The following is a 15,666-nucleotide window of genomic DNA, read 5'->3' as shown; positions in this document are numbered from 1 at the left end:
ACCTAACCGGCGATTACGTCTGGCGGCAGAGCCGCAGACTGGAAGACGGGAAGTTTCGGCCCTTACGGATGCCCGGAAAACCTTAGCGTACGATTTTTTCCGAATTCTGCGGGCTCCCCTTTAAGATTTTGGCAAGCAGTAGCGTCCTCTGGTTTACCCATGAACATGGTAATACGGGAAAAACCATACCAACTTATGGTCGCTTTGATTGCTTTATATACGGCCATCCCTGTTGTTACAATAGTAATTTTATCTGGTCAGCAATCGCATAAGTTGGAACTAATTGCTGTGCATTTCATTACATTTATCACGATGGTGTTTGTTTTGCGTCGTAAGATGGGGAAACGTTGGCTGGATTTATTTGAAGAAAAATTAGCCATTTATAAACCTAATGATAAACTCGCGCTTAGCGAATTACACGAAAGCATACGTGAGAAAAATGGGCTAGACTTGCAGGATCTACAAGATTGGTACTGGAAAGAGAAGATGACATATGCGTATCACAAAGAACATAAAACAACCATAAGCTATCAAAAATTCAAGTAGCATTTTAAAATGTCAGGGGAGGGCTATTGTGATTTATTAAGTCGGCAAGGTTATTAGGTAGGGGTGTTCAATATGATAAATTCTTCGAGTGTGGTTATTTCAAGAGTTGTTCTGGTCCTTTGAGATAGCTAATTATCATTACAGACTTTATCGAAAGGTATGAATTATGAACATTACCGACAAAGAACTTAGCTCAAATACAGTGAGTCAGTATGGATGGAACTTAGGAGAGTTCAATCACTCAACGCCTTTTACATCTCATTTTATTTATATTACCGACTATCATAAAGATAATACATGGATGATTTCACTTTCGCAGGAGGATTTTAATACGACCAAAATTTCAACATCGTTAAGTCTAGATGCCTGTGTGTCCATGCTCGGAAAGATACTAAAAAAAATGTCTAACAAAATCGGTATCTCACAAACGGAAGAATCTGAATTCGCATTTCTTTTAACAAACTATATTAAACAAACTTTGACTTTTAGAGAATGGCAACGCAATGCTGAAGGAAATCAACGACTGCACTTTCTTATTAATATCTACGGTGCAAAAGAAGACGGTGGCGAAGTGGTTTTAAGACCATTTATTGTAAATCCTGATGAATTAATGCTTACTCCAGCGGATGTCGTTGAATTTAATTCGCAGGTTATCAAAGTTGATCGGCAGCGTCATCCTGAGTGGTTCCGTTAACAGGTCACAAGGGTTAAGAGCCTGAAAGGCTGCGATAGGGTATACGCAGCCTATTCTGTATAGCCGTCGCGTAATAATTGTTCTAAATGACTATCGACCGTTTCCTGATCACCAGGAATATATCGAGGCCATCCTGTTATATCGTTGGCGAGTTTCACTATGTATGGATGAAACCCAAACTGTTCGGAAGTGATGTCAATATAATATTGCACTTCTTCGAAATTCAACTCACACCAATAATGGCCAAAGCCACCACACTCTATAAATATACCGCCATCATCTGCACCGTTACCCCCACGGACAACAGCATCTAGACCTTTAGTTTTTGCTAAATAACACACAAGATAGCTTGCAAAAAGGCAAGTGCCTGCCGTCTTCTCTATGCCGCACTCCGTTAAAATTGAAAGTAGCTTTTCATGCGCCACTCTTGCAATGTCTGATACCAATTCCGGGGACATGTTAGCTCCAGTGAAATTGTTAGATCGACTTAAACAGATAATAACTCAATATTTTCATGAAGTACTTGTGGGTTCTTAAACCAATAGCCGGAACCACACATCCAAGGTTCACCTGGGAAAACAAAACCTTCTTGAATAAGGTATTTGCGGAATAGGGGAGGCAGTACATTTTCAATTTTCAAAATGTAATTTTGTTCATCTGCAATACATTTCAATTCTGCAAGAAGCGCTCTAAAAATGCCTGTGCCGGGCTCTTTAACTGAGATAGTTGAAACAACCATGACCGGATATCCCAGGACCGAACACATGCCTGCTCTTGCCCGGATGTAGAGCTCCTCGAAATGGTGTAAGCCGTGTACATGAGAAGACCTTATGGGTATCTTACCATCTGATGCCTGCGTTATAAGGTCGGCGAAAACCTTTTTGATTTTCAGCAAATCTGCCTGAAAATTTTGATCGTTCAAAGGAAAATCAGATTGAGAATTTGTCATTACATATCTTATGTTTTAAAAACTTAACTTTGATAAAGCAAAGGAATACGCTGATCGTCATGTGATCCAAATTGAGCAATGAATTTTAATTCGGAACAGCTAAAGACAAAGCAGTAGGGTGCAATAATTCAGGATGTCGATACTATAAGAAGAATAGTGGTATGAATGTAGCAATTACCTCAATATGAGGGGGGCAACTGTTGATGCTGTACATACATACAGTATTTAACATAATCTTTGTTATATGTACTTATAAATCAATGACATAAGGTTTAAAGATCGTATGATCTACGCACTAGGTCATGGCTTGTAATGAGTGAAAAAAGGTTCAAGATTTTAGAGAAATGCTCCCAAGATCAACATGGCGGCATAAGTTTTCCAGCTTGACCAATCAATCGTGGAACCAAGCAACAGATAGAATGCCAGGCCTACCAGCCCCAGCTTTACTACTATCCCAATTAATATGGTAAAGATAGACTCATCGCGTTCGCCTTTAAGTAATTTACAACGCGTAATTAGATCGTCTTTTTTCATGTAGAATCCCTTAGAGTTATTAAAGTCCTGCATTAGAAGTTGTTACCTGCCGAAGTTACCTCGTATGAGTTAACTGTGGCTCCAAACATACAAAATATAAGCTGTGCCAATTGAAAGGATTAGAAAAGCACAGTTACTAATAAAATCTACTAATGCTTGTAGCTTCTTTAGTCTCACTATTGCTGGACCGTGTTCAGTAGAGGTACTACTCAGCCCTTTTGTTCTGGCACTCTCTGCTTTTCTGAAAAAATTGTAATGCAATCCTGACCGCAAGCAAAACCATGCCAAACCAGTCGTTATTACGATATTTATGTAGAAAGCATATTGAATCATTTGTTCAGTTTCGAAGCTTTCCATTGAAAACCCTTTGTTGAAATGTTGAATAAAATTATTTTTAGTAAATGTAAGCAATAAATAGAACGAATATTAATAGTGAAAGATGCAATGCCAACATCTGCTTATGATGCCTTATGAGGATTTCTTCCTTCGCATTCATTAAATCGTACATCTCATCAATATTTTTATTGCTGGTATATTCGAGACGTTCATCACGAAGTAATTTGAACTTTACCAATACGACAAGTGATTTAATAATAAAGCTCGTAAGCATAACAGTTATAGACAAAAATAAAAAATAGGCCAAATTCATATATCACTCCATGGAGATTAATAGAAAAATTTATAATAAGTAATCTCATAGAGCATTACTTGAATCTTCTTCCCATACTAAGGACTCACCGAGAAATTTAGTTAAAGATGATTTGGCATACTGTGGTTCGGAAAAAAAACGTGGGAACCAGCCGTCAAAGCTTTGGGTACCATTGTGACGATTTTCAGGCGAGACTGATAAGCGGTACCCGTCTCCGTAAGGTGAAATGCTAAATGTGTATCCATCATCTGTCTTTGAGATCAGCGTTTTGCTTGTCATATGACTAATAGATACCGTTAACTCCTTTGGTGTTTGTATCACCGAAAGAAGAAACAATGCGCTTATGGCTGCAAAAATCCAGCAATATAATGATGCATCCATAAAACCAGCTACAACACTCGATCCCAAAAAAAACCAAAATAAACTTATTAAGATTACTGAGTTTTCATTCATGTCTGTTCCTTGTTATTACTAATTATATTATGCTTTATAGTTGACCGTCAGACTACCCACGGGTTTTGACGAACAAAGTCACGCACTCCATTTATACATGCTTTTGAGATGACTTCAAAATAAGGATGGTTTGATGGAATCATATTCCCGGTATTATCAAGAAGCATAATAGTCCCTAAAGACCGAACCAGTTGATATTCATTGAGCTTACGCTTTAGCAAAGTTTGCAATCTATAAATTGTCTCACCGGAACTGTTACCTTCGATACCTACAACAGAGACCGTACAGTTCACTTCCTGATTATCAGATTGATAATCGAACCAGTAATTTTCGTTGTAATTTCCTTTTTGCGCATGCTCAATTTTGCCAGGCCATTTTACCCATAAAGAAGAGTTGTTTTTAGATCGTAAGATCTGCTTCAGCGTTTCCAATGGATTTTTTTCATCAACCTCAGACCAGGCCGAAATAAATTCTTTCTGCATTGCCTCAGGGTCTATAACGGCAATGAAATCAAATTCCTCTTTATTGATAGAGTTGGCTCGATCTTTGAGATAAAACAGACCGAGTTTATATCCCTTTTCACTTTTCCAGTTTGCTCCCACAGGCTGATAGTCTGTATTTATAAACGGTTTGAAAGTGTGAGTGTCGGGAGAAAAAATTACTGAGGGTGCCAGCACCCGGCCTCGGTGTCGTATTGGATTTACATATATTTTTTCCCCGTCACATAACATTTCAATAATTGCTTTTGTCACAACTACTGAAATAGAAGGTCTACATGTATTTTGATTTATTTCCCCGAGGTGCGCCAAACTTCCATCCTCACTCTTCAACACCTTTGTAAGGCAAGTCGGGCAATACTGTTGATCTCTATAATAAACAGGCATGGTTAGACGACCGGAATCGTTTAGTACCAACTGAAGTAACGGATGAGGCTCTTTCATCATGGTTATTTCTTCTCTTTCACCTTTCTGGGCTTTTCGTTTGCCTGTCTCCACTGCCATGGTGGGACAGGGTTGGTGTCTGCCCATAACCCTTTTGCCTCCTTTTGTGCTGCGGATTCATATTTGATATAGCCAGGGACAATGGCGTTATCTTCGAACCGATAAACCCACGCATATCCACTGTCCACCATAGAGGCATTGATATCATATCCATCTAACCAGATGGTACCTAACATACGGCCATAGATATCCGTACCATGGTCTATCACGGTAACGATTTTAGTTGCTATAGCTGTGGTTAAGGCCTGTTTTGCTTTTTGGCCAAAAGCCTGTTTAGATTCAGGAGCGTCTATACCATACATCCGTATTTTGATGGTTGTGTTTTGAGCATCCAACGCAGTTATGGTGTCACCGTCAACAATCTTAACCACCTTTGCCTCAAAAGTTGTTGAGTTCCCCCAGGACGCCACTGGGAATACAACAATCATGATGGGCAAAAGTAACTTTGTTAAAAAAAACATCATTTCACCTTGATTTGTTGAGTACAGACATGTATCCACAAGCCTATTTACAGGCAGTATTTTAACAAGTCATTATTTCATGGGCGGGCTTAAAACCAATCTTTTTGCAACTTAAAGGCAGAATAATCACAATAAATTTAGAACCTGAACCAAAAAATAATCCAAATTAAGCGTGTTAATCTATCTCAAAGATATTATTCCTGAGAGAGTTTGGATGAAACGTTACACTCATGATCTTGAGACAGACCTGAATGATGTGGATAAAACACCATCTCTGATCCACAAAACTTTGTTAACAGCTTCGACCATTTATGACCTGAAATATCTGGCTCAGGTATTAAATGATGAAAATGGCAGTAATTGGTCCCGTGCATCCCTTAAACGTCAGGTTACATGCATACCTGAGCATTGTGAGCTGAGTATCGCAGATGGACGCTATCTACAGACTTTAATACCTTCACGACCTGCTGATTATGAGGACAGGCACTTTAGCTTTATCGATCTGTTTGCAGGGATAGGTGGACTGCGAAGCGGATTTGATGCCATCGGTGGTAAATGTCTTTTCACGAGCGAATGGAATACTTATTCCAGCCGTACTTACCGGGCGAACTGGTATTGCGATGAGAACGAGCACCGCTTCAATTCAGACATCCGTGACATCACTCTTAGCAACCGGCCCGAGGTTACTGATGACGAGGCATACAAATTTATCGATGCCTCTATCCCGGATCATGATGTTCTTCTTGCGGGATTTCCATGCCAGCCATTCAGCATCGCCGGTGTCAGTAAAAAGAACTCTATGGGTCGCAAACACGGTTTCGAGTGCGACACTCAGGGTACGCTCTTCTTTGATGTGGCCAGGATCATCCGGGCAAAACAACCTGCAATTTTTGTTCTGGAAAACGTAAAAAATCTGAAGAGTCACGATAAGGGTAATACCTTTAACATCATCATGAAAACGCTCGATGAGCTTGGCTACGACGTCGCAAACAGCGAAAGCACGGGCGCGGATGATCCTAAAGTCATCGATGGCCGTCATTTCCGACCCCAGCACCGTGAACGTATCGTCCTTATTGGTTTTCGCCGCGACCTACGTCTGAAAGACGGTTTTACTCTGAGAGACATTAAAGACTTTTATCCGGACAAGCGCCCTTCTCTCTCAGATTTACTGGATCCGAGCGTAGATAGTAAATACATCCTCTCCCCTAAACTCTGGGAGTACTTATACAACTATGCAAAGAAACATGCGGCAAAAGGCAATGGTTTTGGTTTTGGACTAGTAGATCCTTCCAATGTTAATAGTGTCACCAGAACCCTCTCAAGCCGCTATATGAAAGACGGATCTGAAATTCTTATTGATCGGGGCTGGTCTCATGAACTGGGAGAAACTGATTTCCATAACACATACAACATGGACCGTCGGCCACGCATGCTAACGCCACGTGAATGCAGCAGGCTAATGGGCTTCGATAAACCCGGGGAAAGTGTTTTCCGTATCCCTGTGTCCAATACACAGGCTTACAGACAGTTTGGGAACTCCGTGGTCGTTGATGTCTTTGCGGCCGTCGCCAAACTGCTGAAGTCACGAATTGAATTTGCAGCCTCCCAGCGCTTGCGGCAGTTTTACGACGAAGTCAGCTGACCTGAGCTCCTTCATCAATTTAAATGCTTAAGATTGTTGTAATAATGTCAGAGGTCAAACATGACGTATTTCGAATCAGCTGAAGGTGAGACGGTATCTAAAGAACGAGCATTACAAGAACTGTCCAGGCATTGCGTTCCCGAAACAGATTTCGAAGAATTCTTTAGCGACATGGGCGTAAAGGAACAGTATGACGCTCAGGAAGTGTTGCTCTGGTTGGGATATTAAACTTCCTGTTTAGGAGACTACTATGAGCCAAAAATTCGCAGTGATGATTGCTTACGACGACGATCCAAACGTCAAAAGGTATTCACCTGACTTTCAAACGCAGGATGAGTTTGCTAAAGGGTGGCAGTCGGCTCTTAAAAAGGCACACCACACCTCAGGTCAAAAATCAGTCATCACCTGCGGATGTCGTGGAAAAGGAGAAAAGCGACTTTATGTTCGTGCTTTACCGAACGGTGATGCCTTTATTCTCGTCAAAGCCGCTAACACGGGCATTGAGCATGATCCTTCCTGTGTATTCTTCTCCCTTGATGCCCGGCATACCGGCCTGAAAGGATATGCGAGTGGTGTGGTCCGGATTACAACCGAAGGTGATATGGCTGTAAGGCTCGGTATCGGTATGACAGAGAAAGATCCTCCTGAAAAATCAGAAGTGCCTCCCCTGCCCCATGTTCAGCGACCAGAAGGAGGTCAGGCCTCAATGACCCTCCTGGGCTTGCTTAGTCTTTTGTGGACAGAGTCTGGTCTGAATGTCTGGTACCCGAAAATGGCAGGGAAACGTAACGATTCACTGGTACGGTATCGTCTGCTTGAAACCGCTAAACAAATTCGTACCGGCAGAGCCTGCATAGGTGACCATTTATTCATTGGTGTACCTGACCCGAAACAACCTGTCGCTCAGTCGCAAATTCAGCGTCTTTCATCACAGGCGATGAGTGATAAACGTCTCATGCTCCTGTCAGTTTTACCTCGCTACGATGCTGAAAAGCATGAGAAGCCACTTAAATTTTTACCCCTGCGGAATTTTGGGGGGCTACCGCTGATTTTTTTCAATTCAGAAGTCCATTGGGATAGCGTAAAGAAACGATTTTCATCGGAGTACGCAGCATGGAAATCCGGGGCGAAAATAGTTGTCTTTGCGTTGACGTCACCAGCTGCGGTAACCGGCAGAGGCCCTTCTGTAAGAGCTCATCAAATTGTGCTGATGCACGTTAGCGAGAACTGGATACCTCTGGACTCCTCCTATGAGGCGGTTGTTGCAGAAAAGCTGGATGCAGAGCACCGGCAGTACGTTAAGCCCATGCGTTATGATGCGAGTATTAGTGAGGTGTTCCCTGACTTCTACCTGCTCGACACAAAAAGCGATAAGCCGTTCCCGATGGAAGTATTTGGTATGGCCACTCCTGCTTATCTGGCCCGAAAGCAACTCAAAAAAGATTATTACAACCGTGAATATGGGCCTTATGGATGGTGGCACTGGGATGCGACCACAGCATCTGAAACTATGGTGCTGCCTCATTTTCCAGAATCACGCAAACCTCTTTCAACTGACACACCTGCTTAAAATGGAGAAAAAATGTCCTACATGCTTTCGCTAAGCGAACAGACAAAACTGAACGCTTTCCTGTCAGGGATCCTAGATGATTACAAGACTGGGGTTATCACTCAGATACAAGCTGTTGGTAGAATCGGTAACGTGTTTTCTGCTCTGGAAAGTGGAGACTCAAAAAAGGTAGTGCATTTGTTGACTGAAGGACGAAAACTCCTGCGGACGGGCTGAATGTCCGCAGAAGTTCTTATGTGCCAGGGGATGCAGAGAAGTGTATCAACCTGGCTTCATTTATCATGATGTTTTTCTGCTACGCGGCTGTTTTGACTTTCCAGTACCTCCCCCTGCCATTGCACCAGTTAATGTATCAATGGTGCCTTTTAGGGATTCTGAGATTGTTTTCTCCGCCTCCAGGGTAGCTTCCAGCTTCATTACTTTGGCCTGGAGCGTTTTGAGTTCATTGCTTTGTTCAGCCACTTCCGCTTCATAGCCCTGGCTGACCAAAGTTACTTTATTCAGGTCGGCGCTCAGCGACTCGTTTAGTTTATGGAGTTCAGTAAGCTCGGCATTCACCGCCACCAGGTCACCCTCTTTCCCGGACAGTGCACTTTTCAGCTCAGTACAAAGGTTCTGTGCAGCAATCAATTCCTGTTCAAACCTGTCCCTCTCTGCCTTTGTATCTGACACAGTCTGACTTAACTGGTCGCATTGTCTGGAAAGACCGGCGTTATCAGAACGCTGCGTGTTGATCTCTTCGTTCAGCTTTTTTTGATATTCAAGGTGACCAGCGATCTCTGTTTTACGTTCAGCCAGTTGCTGGGAGAGTGAGTCATTTGACTGCTGTGCGAGGCTCAATTCATGCCGTGTGCTATCTAACTGGTGATGGCAGGTTTCGAGTTCTGCTTCGGCAACATTCAGCCTTGTTTCTAACTCCTTGACGGTACTGTCCCGGATCTCTAATCGACCCTGTAGTGCCTGATTCTCAAGTTTCAGCTCATCCATATCGGTAGCGCTTTGCTCAAGCCGCTGTAACAGCTGCGTTACCTCCTCCTCCAGCTGCATGCTACGTGCTTCAGCTTTTTTAACACTATCATTCTGTATTGCGGTATAGCTTCTACGGTAGTGCCAGGTGATGTACGAGATAATATCGCCGAGTGCAACCTTTACCTCATCGGGTATATCCAGGTAACGGGCCTCTTCAGGAACCTCTTTAACATACTTCTGGTACTCCGCGAACATCTCCTGTGACCTTGCAAACGAGCCGCCAACAGCGTTTCTGAGCCAGTGAACTTTGAAGCTCAGATCGATATTTTCCGGGTTAATTTCTTTCTCTTTGCACAGACGTTCGATTGCATTGAAGTAATCGATCATCGCGATAGATGAGTACCTTGAACGACCCATTTCCTTTGATTTTTCAGTGGATTCGCTGCGGATGTCATTCTGCACCTCTGGCGGGGTAGCATCGTTCAGGCTTTTTTCTTTATCATTTTCAATCATCATTTTTTTCCTGCGGCCGGAAGCTGGTTTGCAAAATATATGCTGATAAGATCGTTCAGAGCATTCAGAAGCGAGATACTGTCGATGCAAATATGAACGTTTCCATTCTCAAACAGGCGACACCGCCAGCCATTCTCATCACTGACCTCGCCTGTGAATTCTGTATTTCTCATGGCCGTCAGCCTGTCGACCATACTCAGCCCACCGCCGGTTGCAGGTGTTGGAGTATCAGAACAGATGCATACAATATTCTCAAAGTCGCGTAAACAAAAGTGATTGTCCTGCGAGAAACCGTTGTACCTCAGCACGTTCACACCAGGAAAAATCCCCCGAAGAACAAGCTTTTTTGGCATTGTATATTGCCTGGCATTGCTTTTGAAACTTCGGTCAAGCTTGTTGAGAACATCAACGAAACCTTCTGCAAGGGTGTCTCGTCTGTTAGCCAGTGCATGCTGTAATGTTCCCTTAACAATCTCCAGGGAAGCGACGGGCGGATCCGTACGAAGGGATTCGTTAAAGGCTTCTTTTTGCTTATGGTTCCAGTACCGGTCCATACCTGTTTCTTCAAAGAGCCTTTTCCACGTTTTACGGTCAATTTCCTTACGCCCCTCCTCGATGGTGCGATCCAGTGACGACGGAAGACCAAATGCGTTGGGCTGCATAATTCTGCTGGTGAAGAGAGAGAGACCGCACAGTTCCGACGCTTCCGAGATTAACCGCATCCCTTCTTCGAATTTCTGCATGGCCATATCCCGGGCGCTGATGAGCTGCCCTGTCCGGCTCGCCGGTACTGGCTCAGAACCCTGGTTTTGAGTCATTTTACACTCCATTTTGGTATGTCAGAACATTTTGATTTGAGCAAAGGTAGGACACTATAAAACCTATAGAATTTACGTAGAAACGCGTTTAGTAAAGGCTTTACTAATTACTAATGACTAACATATTAGCACTTTCAGATATGCCAGCAATAACCCCAGCCAGTGAAATAATGTGATGAGCCCATTAATTGGGGGTAATCATTCTATCTGGTTGATATTTAACGCTTTTAATTGTCATCCTTATGTAAGCCTATGGGATTTACTCCTAATTAAATCCCATTGTATGAAAAATAGGCATTTAAAAGCTTTCATGACGTGACGTTGTCACGTATATCAATGGAATTTAGTCACTAGTAAAGAGTTAACTAGTGACTATCTGCCTAATCGGTGTGCTTGAACGGTGCACTCCAGGGCGGATATAAAAATTGATGAGAGATATACAGAAAATGATGGACCGGCTTAATAAGCCAGCCTTTCTTGGGAGGATTGATGCTGCTGAACACGCTATAAAGCGAAAATGCCCCTTTTTAACCTATAGGTAGGGCACTATGAGTAAGATACAATCAAATCGCCAGTCAGATGGCTAATTTCATGATGACCAAAGCGGGCTATTTCAAGCGTTATCGCTGAGACGAGGCTTCAATGACAAGTACACTTGACCCATCACACAAGCAAATTGAAATGTGGCGCAGAGCTACCGGTTCCGAAGGTGGACTCGACGAATACCGCAACTGGGTTCTGGAAAATAGTATGAGATTTACAGCATACGGTATCCATACCGTTATCGTCGAAGGTGAGGCGAAGCATATAACAGCGCTTGATGATGTTACCCTCTGTAACGAGTGGGCGAAGCTTAAAAGAGAAAACAATAGGCTTTACGCAGCAAATGAAAAAATTTGCTCTGGCTGGCGTGGTTTTGTGTTGCGTTTGTTAGGAATAACACTGTCATGCAGAAAACCGGTCATCTTACTGGGGCAGACGCGAAGAATCAAAATGATGCCGTGAAAGGGGCTGATTTGTAATTTTCAGCCGAGCCCACCGTTCTTAGAAAGCTGTTCTATGGGTATGTAAGGAAGATAATGTTCTCTGAACGCTCAGTACACTTAATCACTTCCTGTACAAAGGGCAAGAATCATCAGGGCCACGTCTGGCCGACATTGGACATAGATCCAAAACAAACCCCGGACGACGCAGCATATGCCTGGAGTAACATTGTAGACGACGCCAGAAGTAATCAGGCGGTACCGGCATTGTCCTTGTATTCGGGGTCAGTTTGGATATCGAAAATTATTGTACGTTAAGGCTGTTTTTTGACCTTTCGACTTTAGCTGGTCTTAGCCGACGAAACTTACCAGAAGCCGGTATCCGGTTGCTTTTCCAGATATAATCACCTGTCAGATTGATGTGTTCCCAGCCCAACGGCGACAAATGCGACAGCAGTTGCTCGTTGATCTTCACCCCTTTACGCTTCAGGGCATCGACCGCTCTTTCCATATAGACGGTATTCCACAGGGATATGGCAGCCGTCAGCAGCGTCAGTCCACTGGCGCGATAGCTCTGATTTTCCGGTTTTCTGTCCCTGATTTCTCCCAGTCGGTGCATAAATACCGCACGCGCCAGCGCGTTACGGGCTTCGCCTTTATTCAGCCCCGCCTGTACCCGCCGACGCAGAGCCGGGTCGCGGAACCAGTCGAGCATAAACAGGGTTCGCTCAATGCGGCCAATTTCTCTCAGTGCTTTGGCAAGTCCGTTTTGCTTGGGATAGCTGGCAAGCTTTTTCAGCATCAGGGATGCCGTCACGGTTCCCTGCTTTATCGAGGTTGCCAGACGCAGCACTTCACGCCAGTGGATTTCGATCTCTTTCAGATTCAGGCTGGTCGTTGATATCAGTGACTGAAGCGCCGGGTATTTCTCTGCTTTCCCTTTGATAAACAGTTTTTTGTCGTGGAGATCCCTGATTCGCGGACAGAACGCAAATCCCAACAGATGCATCAGGGCAAAGACATGATCGGTGAAACCAGCGGTATCGGTGTAATGTTCCCTGATTTCCAGGTCGCTTTCGTGGTACAGCAAGCCATCGAGAACATGGGTTGAATCCCTGACCCGACTGATTATGCAGGTGTAAAACGGGCTGTATTGATCCGAAATATGGGTATAAAACTGACGTCCAGGCTCTTGCCCATATTTCGGGTTAACCTGCCCTGCGTAGCGGCCTGAGCTGCCGGTTCTGAAATTTTGTCCATCTGATGATGACGTTGTTCCGTCTCCCCAAAATGCCGCCAACGGTCTTTTCCCCTGCGCATTTACCAGCTCTGCAAGAGCGGCTGAATAGGTTTCGTCACGGATGTACCATGCCTGAATATCTTCGAGTGATGATTTGGTGCTCCCGGGGCAGGCTTCTGCCATTTTGGTCAGGCCAAGATTGATGCCATCCGCAAGAATGGTGGTGAGGAGCAAGCGGGTATCGGGACGGGTAATGTCATTTTTTATATGCGAAAAATGTCGGGTAAACGTCGTCCAGCTGTTTACCTCATCGAGAATTTCCGTGATTTTAGGTCGCGGTAGCATGCTGTAAACCAGCTCTGCCAGCGGTGAAACCTGCGCCGGAACGCAGTTATCCAGCGGAGAGACTTTTACGCCCCTGTCGGATATTTCCACATCGGGCAGTTCACCAAGGGCAGCCATGGCATTGACCTCTTCAAGTCTGGACTGAAGCAGGGTCATACGGCTGGTAATGTACTCATGATAATCAGCAGATACGGGCAGTGGCAGTGCCGGTGTGAGTTTGTCAAAGTCCTTCTCGGGTATGAGGTAATCATCAAAATTTTTGTAGCGGCGCGAGCCTTTAACCCAGATATCCCCGGAGCGCAACGCCCCCTTAAGCTCGCTGAGTGCACAAAACTCATAGTACTGCCGGTCAATACCCACAGGTGTAATCACCACCTTGCGCCAGCTTTCAGGGACAAACTCAAGCGGCGCTGCCGCCGGAACTTTACGTGACTGCTTCCGGTACATATCCTTGATCACAACCAGTGCATCAGCCAGAGGTTGCGCTGCCGGGGTTGCGACTAACTGTAAAGCGGACAACATGCGTGGGGCATATTTCCGTAATGTGCTGTATTTCTCGGTAATAATATGCAGCGGGTCAAAATTATTTTTTCTGGCGAGATGGCGTGTTTCATCCAGACTGGCGACAAATTCAGCCCATGGGAGTATGTTTTCTATTGCGAGCCAGGGATCGCCACCGGAATCACGGGCATCAGACAGCGCCTGACCGACATCGATGTACTGCCTCAGTTTTGACTGGATCAGCTTTCCGGTCTGCTGAAGGCGCTCAGCCTGTGTTCGTTTGGCTTTGCTGAAAAGACTATTCAGCATTCGCTCATGCAGCTCAATCACTTCGTCTGTCAGTGTGGCTCTGGCTTCTTCCAGCACGCACACCAGGATCGCATGACGCCGGGCAGCTGAAAATCGGGTCAAATCCCGGCTACTCATCTTTCGGCCTTCCCGCGCCAGTTTCAGCAACCGGTTCTGGTGAATGGTACGATCTATACCTTCAGGTAATGCCAGCGATTCAATGCTGCTGAGCCGATCAAGATGTTGCAGCACGTTCTTACCATTGATTTTACCCGGCGGTTGCAGAAGCCATGTCAGCCTGGAAGGCTGATTATCTGATGACTCAAGTAAATGATCCAGGGCATCCCTGTGAGCCGGAGTTAACGGGGCATTCAGGGTCTGAAATACGATTTTATCGCCGCCTGCCATGACTTCAGCACAGGTACGCTCCACGACATCAATCGCGGGGATTATCACGTTGTTCTGCCGGAGATAGACAAGTAACTCTTCGGCTAGGAGAATGCCTTTATCGGTGCGCGTCGCCATCGATAACAGGTGCGTAATACAGTCCTGCTGTATTTTGCCGGTGAACGCCTTTACGCCAAGATAGCGGTACAGTTCGGTTAAATGCTCACGCAGGGTCGTATCCCGGCCGGAAAGGTAAGCAGGCCAGAGATCCCCGGTAAGCTTTAGCCTGCTGGCGATATGCTTCAGCAGCGCATCAGAGGGAGAGATTTTTTTATCCGGGGCAAAGCCGACATTTTTCAGATAGCAAAGAAGGACGGCAAAACCAAAACGGCTGGCGGGTTTACGGTGAGCACTGATAAGCGCCAGATCATGCTCACTGAAATAGGCCATTCGGGTCAGCGTTAACTCATCGTCCGGTAATGCCAGTAATGATTCTCTTTCCGACAGAGAAAGAATCTGCCTCCTTGCCATATAGTTTTCCTCATAAATTATTCGATGCGTTATTTTTAACAAAAATGGTTATCGCATAAGGGTATACCCTGACACCATAATCTAAACGTGACGGCACACAATGAACGACATAGCCTATATGCGATAGATTAAATGCAATAACCTAAATGCGGTAATGCGGTGAAAAAATGTTCATCAGCACTTATTTAAGGGCATAGACGGAAGATCAGTTCACCGATCGGGCAAAAGAGATGCTGGAGCAGTTTGTTTAGGAGCGGGGGCATAAAATAGCCAGTTACTACCGGGAGAATATCAGCGGTACAAAACTTGACCGACCGGAACTGGGTCGCTTACTGATGGACAGTCACCGCAATGATATTTTGCTGGTCGAGCAAATTGACCGCCAGCGCCAAAAGCAGGGAGTTGAACTCGCACATACGCTGGGTAAATATCAGGGAAAACAGGTCGCTCAGGAACGGCATCAAAAGGTACTTGGCACTGTTGCAAAGTTAGCGATGAGGCAGCCTTTTGTCTTATTCAAAGGCCTTACATTTCAAAAACTCTGCTTACCAGGCGCATTTCGCCCAGGGGATCACCATAATAAAATGCTGAG

General features: G+C 44.6%; 14 protein-coding genes and 2 pseudogenes. 7 read left to right on the top strand and 9 right to left on the bottom strand.

Annotation, left to right across the window (positions count from 1 at the left end; genetic code table 11):
* The first annotated feature begins 159 nt into the window (after positions 1-159).
* Both K0778_RS22750 and K0778_RS27860 read left to right on the top strand, forming a co-directional pair.
* Entirely contained in the window at positions 160-546 is a 387-nt protein-coding gene (locus K0778_RS22750; protein WP_181728339.1) for a hypothetical protein, read from the top strand.
* Positions 547-712: 166 nt separating this feature from the next.
* Positions 713-1,240 carry a hypothetical protein gene (locus K0778_RS27860; protein WP_001027750.1) on the top strand — a complete coding sequence of 176 codons (528 nt, stop codon included), beginning with the start codon at positions 713-715 and terminating at the stop codon, positions 1,238-1,240.
* A gap of 50 nt (positions 1,241-1,290) precedes the next feature.
* Here the strand turns inward: K0778_RS27860 and K0778_RS22740 are convergent, their stop codons facing one another.
* The 6 genes from K0778_RS22740 to K0778_RS22715 all read right to left on the bottom strand — a co-directional run bounded on the left by K0778_RS22740 (position 1,291) and on the right by K0778_RS22715 (position 5,287).
* Positions 1,291-1,698: a hypothetical protein gene (locus K0778_RS22740; protein ID WP_000074418.1), complete on the bottom strand. Its 408-nt coding sequence runs from the start codon at positions 1,696-1,698 to the stop codon at positions 1,291-1,293.
* Between the two features lie 29 nt (positions 1,699-1,727).
* Positions 1,728-2,189: a hypothetical protein gene (locus K0778_RS22735; protein ID WP_000185304.1), complete on the bottom strand. Its 462-nt coding sequence runs from the start codon at positions 2,187-2,189 to the stop codon at positions 1,728-1,730.
* 336 nt (positions 2,190-2,525) lie between these two features.
* Positions 2,526-2,723: a hypothetical protein gene (locus K0778_RS22730; protein ID WP_000710701.1), complete on the bottom strand. Its 198-nt coding sequence runs from the start codon at positions 2,721-2,723 to the stop codon at positions 2,526-2,528.
* Between the two features lie 694 nt (positions 2,724-3,417).
* Positions 3,418-3,825, bottom strand: a complete 408-nt coding sequence (locus tag K0778_RS27855) for a hypothetical protein (protein WP_001572392.1) — start codon at positions 3,823-3,825, stop codon at positions 3,418-3,420.
* A 47-nt stretch (positions 3,826-3,872) separates the two neighbouring features.
* A complete protein-coding gene (locus K0778_RS22720; RefSeq protein WP_000975182.1) occupies positions 3,873-4,769 on the bottom strand; it encodes a hypothetical protein in 897 nt (298 codons plus the stop codon).
* Positions 4,770-4,771: 2 nt separating this feature from the next.
* A complete protein-coding gene (locus tag K0778_RS22715; RefSeq protein ID WP_001572389.1) occupies positions 4,772-5,287 on the bottom strand; it encodes a thermonuclease family protein in 516 nt (171 codons plus the stop codon).
* Between the two features lie 214 nt (positions 5,288-5,501).
* On the opposite strand from K0778_RS22715, the gene K0778_RS22710 reads away from it, so the two are divergent.
* The 3 genes from K0778_RS22710 to K0778_RS22700 are packed head-to-tail and all read left to right on the top strand — an operon-like array spanning position 5,502 to position 8,499.
* Positions 5,502-6,929, top strand: a complete 1,428-nt coding sequence (locus K0778_RS22710; RefSeq protein WP_000833382.1) for a DNA cytosine methyltransferase — start codon at positions 5,502-5,504, stop codon at positions 6,927-6,929.
* Between the two features lie 60 nt (positions 6,930-6,989).
* Positions 6,990-7,157, top strand: a complete 168-nt coding sequence (locus K0778_RS22705; RefSeq protein ID WP_000220758.1) for a hypothetical protein — start codon at positions 6,990-6,992, stop codon at positions 7,155-7,157.
* A gap of 22 nt (positions 7,158-7,179) precedes the next feature.
* On the top strand, positions 7,180-8,499 hold the full coding sequence (locus K0778_RS22700) for a DUF1173 family protein (RefSeq protein ID WP_000078514.1): 1,320 nt from the start codon (positions 7,180-7,182) through the stop codon (positions 8,497-8,499).
* A 279-nt stretch (positions 8,500-8,778) separates the two neighbouring features.
* Here K0778_RS22700 and K0778_RS22695 read toward each other — a convergent pair whose 3' ends face one another.
* Positions 8,779-9,984: a hypothetical protein gene (locus K0778_RS22695; RefSeq protein WP_001572381.1), complete on the bottom strand. Its 1,206-nt coding sequence runs from the start codon at positions 9,982-9,984 to the stop codon at positions 8,779-8,781.
* A complete protein-coding gene (locus tag K0778_RS22690; protein WP_000193209.1) occupies positions 9,981-10,799 on the bottom strand; it encodes a DUF4942 domain-containing protein in 819 nt (272 codons plus the stop codon). Before K0778_RS22690 ends, K0778_RS22695 begins: the two co-directional genes overlap by 4 nt.
* Positions 10,800-11,549: 750 nt before the next feature.
* Between K0778_RS22690 and K0778_RS22685 the strand changes: the two genes are divergently transcribed.
* Entirely contained in the window at positions 11,550-11,804 is a 255-nt protein-coding gene (locus K0778_RS22685) for a hypothetical protein (protein ID WP_064768025.1), read from the top strand.
* Between the two features lie 292 nt (positions 11,805-12,096).
* Here the strand turns inward: K0778_RS22685 and K0778_RS22680 are convergent.
* Positions 12,097-15,074 (bottom strand): annotated as a pseudogene (locus K0778_RS22680) (Tn3 family transposase).
* Between the two features lie 167 nt (positions 15,075-15,241).
* On the opposite strand from K0778_RS22680, the pseudogene K0778_RS22675 reads away from it, so the two are divergent.
* A pseudogene (locus tag K0778_RS22675) lies at positions 15,242-15,577 on the top strand (recombinase family protein); the annotation flags it as partial.
* Between the last annotated feature and the right edge of the window lie 89 nt (positions 15,578-15,666).

This window comes from Escherichia sp. XD33 (assembly GCF_019375075.1).
Classification (GTDB): Bacteria; Pseudomonadota; Gammaproteobacteria; order Enterobacterales; family Enterobacteriaceae; genus Enterobacter; species Enterobacter flexneri_A.
The sequence above is the reverse complement of the archived record's forward strand: the minus strand, read 5'-3'. Positions and strand labels throughout refer to the sequence as shown.

Coding starts and splice junctions, on each gene's coding strand:
- K0778_RS22750 (WP_181728339.1), top strand. CDS start 160: ATGAACATGGTAATACGGGAAAAACCATACCAACTTATGGTCGCTTTG.
- K0778_RS27860 (WP_001027750.1), top strand. CDS start 713: ATGAACATTACCGACAAAGAACTTAGCTCAAATACAGTGAGTCAGTAT.
- K0778_RS22740 (WP_000074418.1), bottom strand. CDS start 1,698: ATGTCCCCGGAATTGGTATCAGACATTGCAAGAGTGGCGCATGAAAAG.
- K0778_RS22735 (WP_000185304.1), bottom strand. CDS start 2,189: ATGACAAATTCTCAATCTGATTTTCCTTTGAACGATCAAAATTTTCAG.
- K0778_RS22730 (WP_000710701.1), bottom strand. CDS start 2,723: ATGAAAAAAGACGATCTAATTACGCGTTGTAAATTACTTAAAGGCGAA.
- K0778_RS27855 (WP_001572392.1), bottom strand. CDS start 3,825: ATGAATGAAAACTCAGTAATCTTAATAAGTTTATTTTGGTTTTTTTTG.
- K0778_RS22720 (WP_000975182.1), bottom strand. CDS start 4,769: ATGATGAAAGAGCCTCATCCGTTACTTCAGTTGGTACTAAACGATTCC.
- K0778_RS22715 (WP_001572389.1), bottom strand. CDS start 5,287: ATGTTTTTTTTAACAAAGTTACTTTTGCCCATCATGATTGTTGTATTC.
- K0778_RS22710 (WP_000833382.1), top strand. CDS start 5,502: ATGAAACGTTACACTCATGATCTTGAGACAGACCTGAATGATGTGGAT.
- K0778_RS22705 (WP_000220758.1), top strand. CDS start 6,990: ATGACGTATTTCGAATCAGCTGAAGGTGAGACGGTATCTAAAGAACGA.
- K0778_RS22700 (WP_000078514.1), top strand. CDS start 7,180: ATGAGCCAAAAATTCGCAGTGATGATTGCTTACGACGACGATCCAAAC.
- K0778_RS22695 (WP_001572381.1), bottom strand. CDS start 9,984: ATGATGATTGAAAATGATAAAGAAAAAAGCCTGAACGATGCTACCCCG.
- K0778_RS22690 (WP_000193209.1), bottom strand. CDS start 10,799: ATGACTCAAAACCAGGGTTCTGAGCCAGTACCGGCGAGCCGGACAGGG.
- K0778_RS22685 (WP_064768025.1), top strand. CDS start 11,550: ATGAGATTTACAGCATACGGTATCCATACCGTTATCGTCGAAGGTGAG.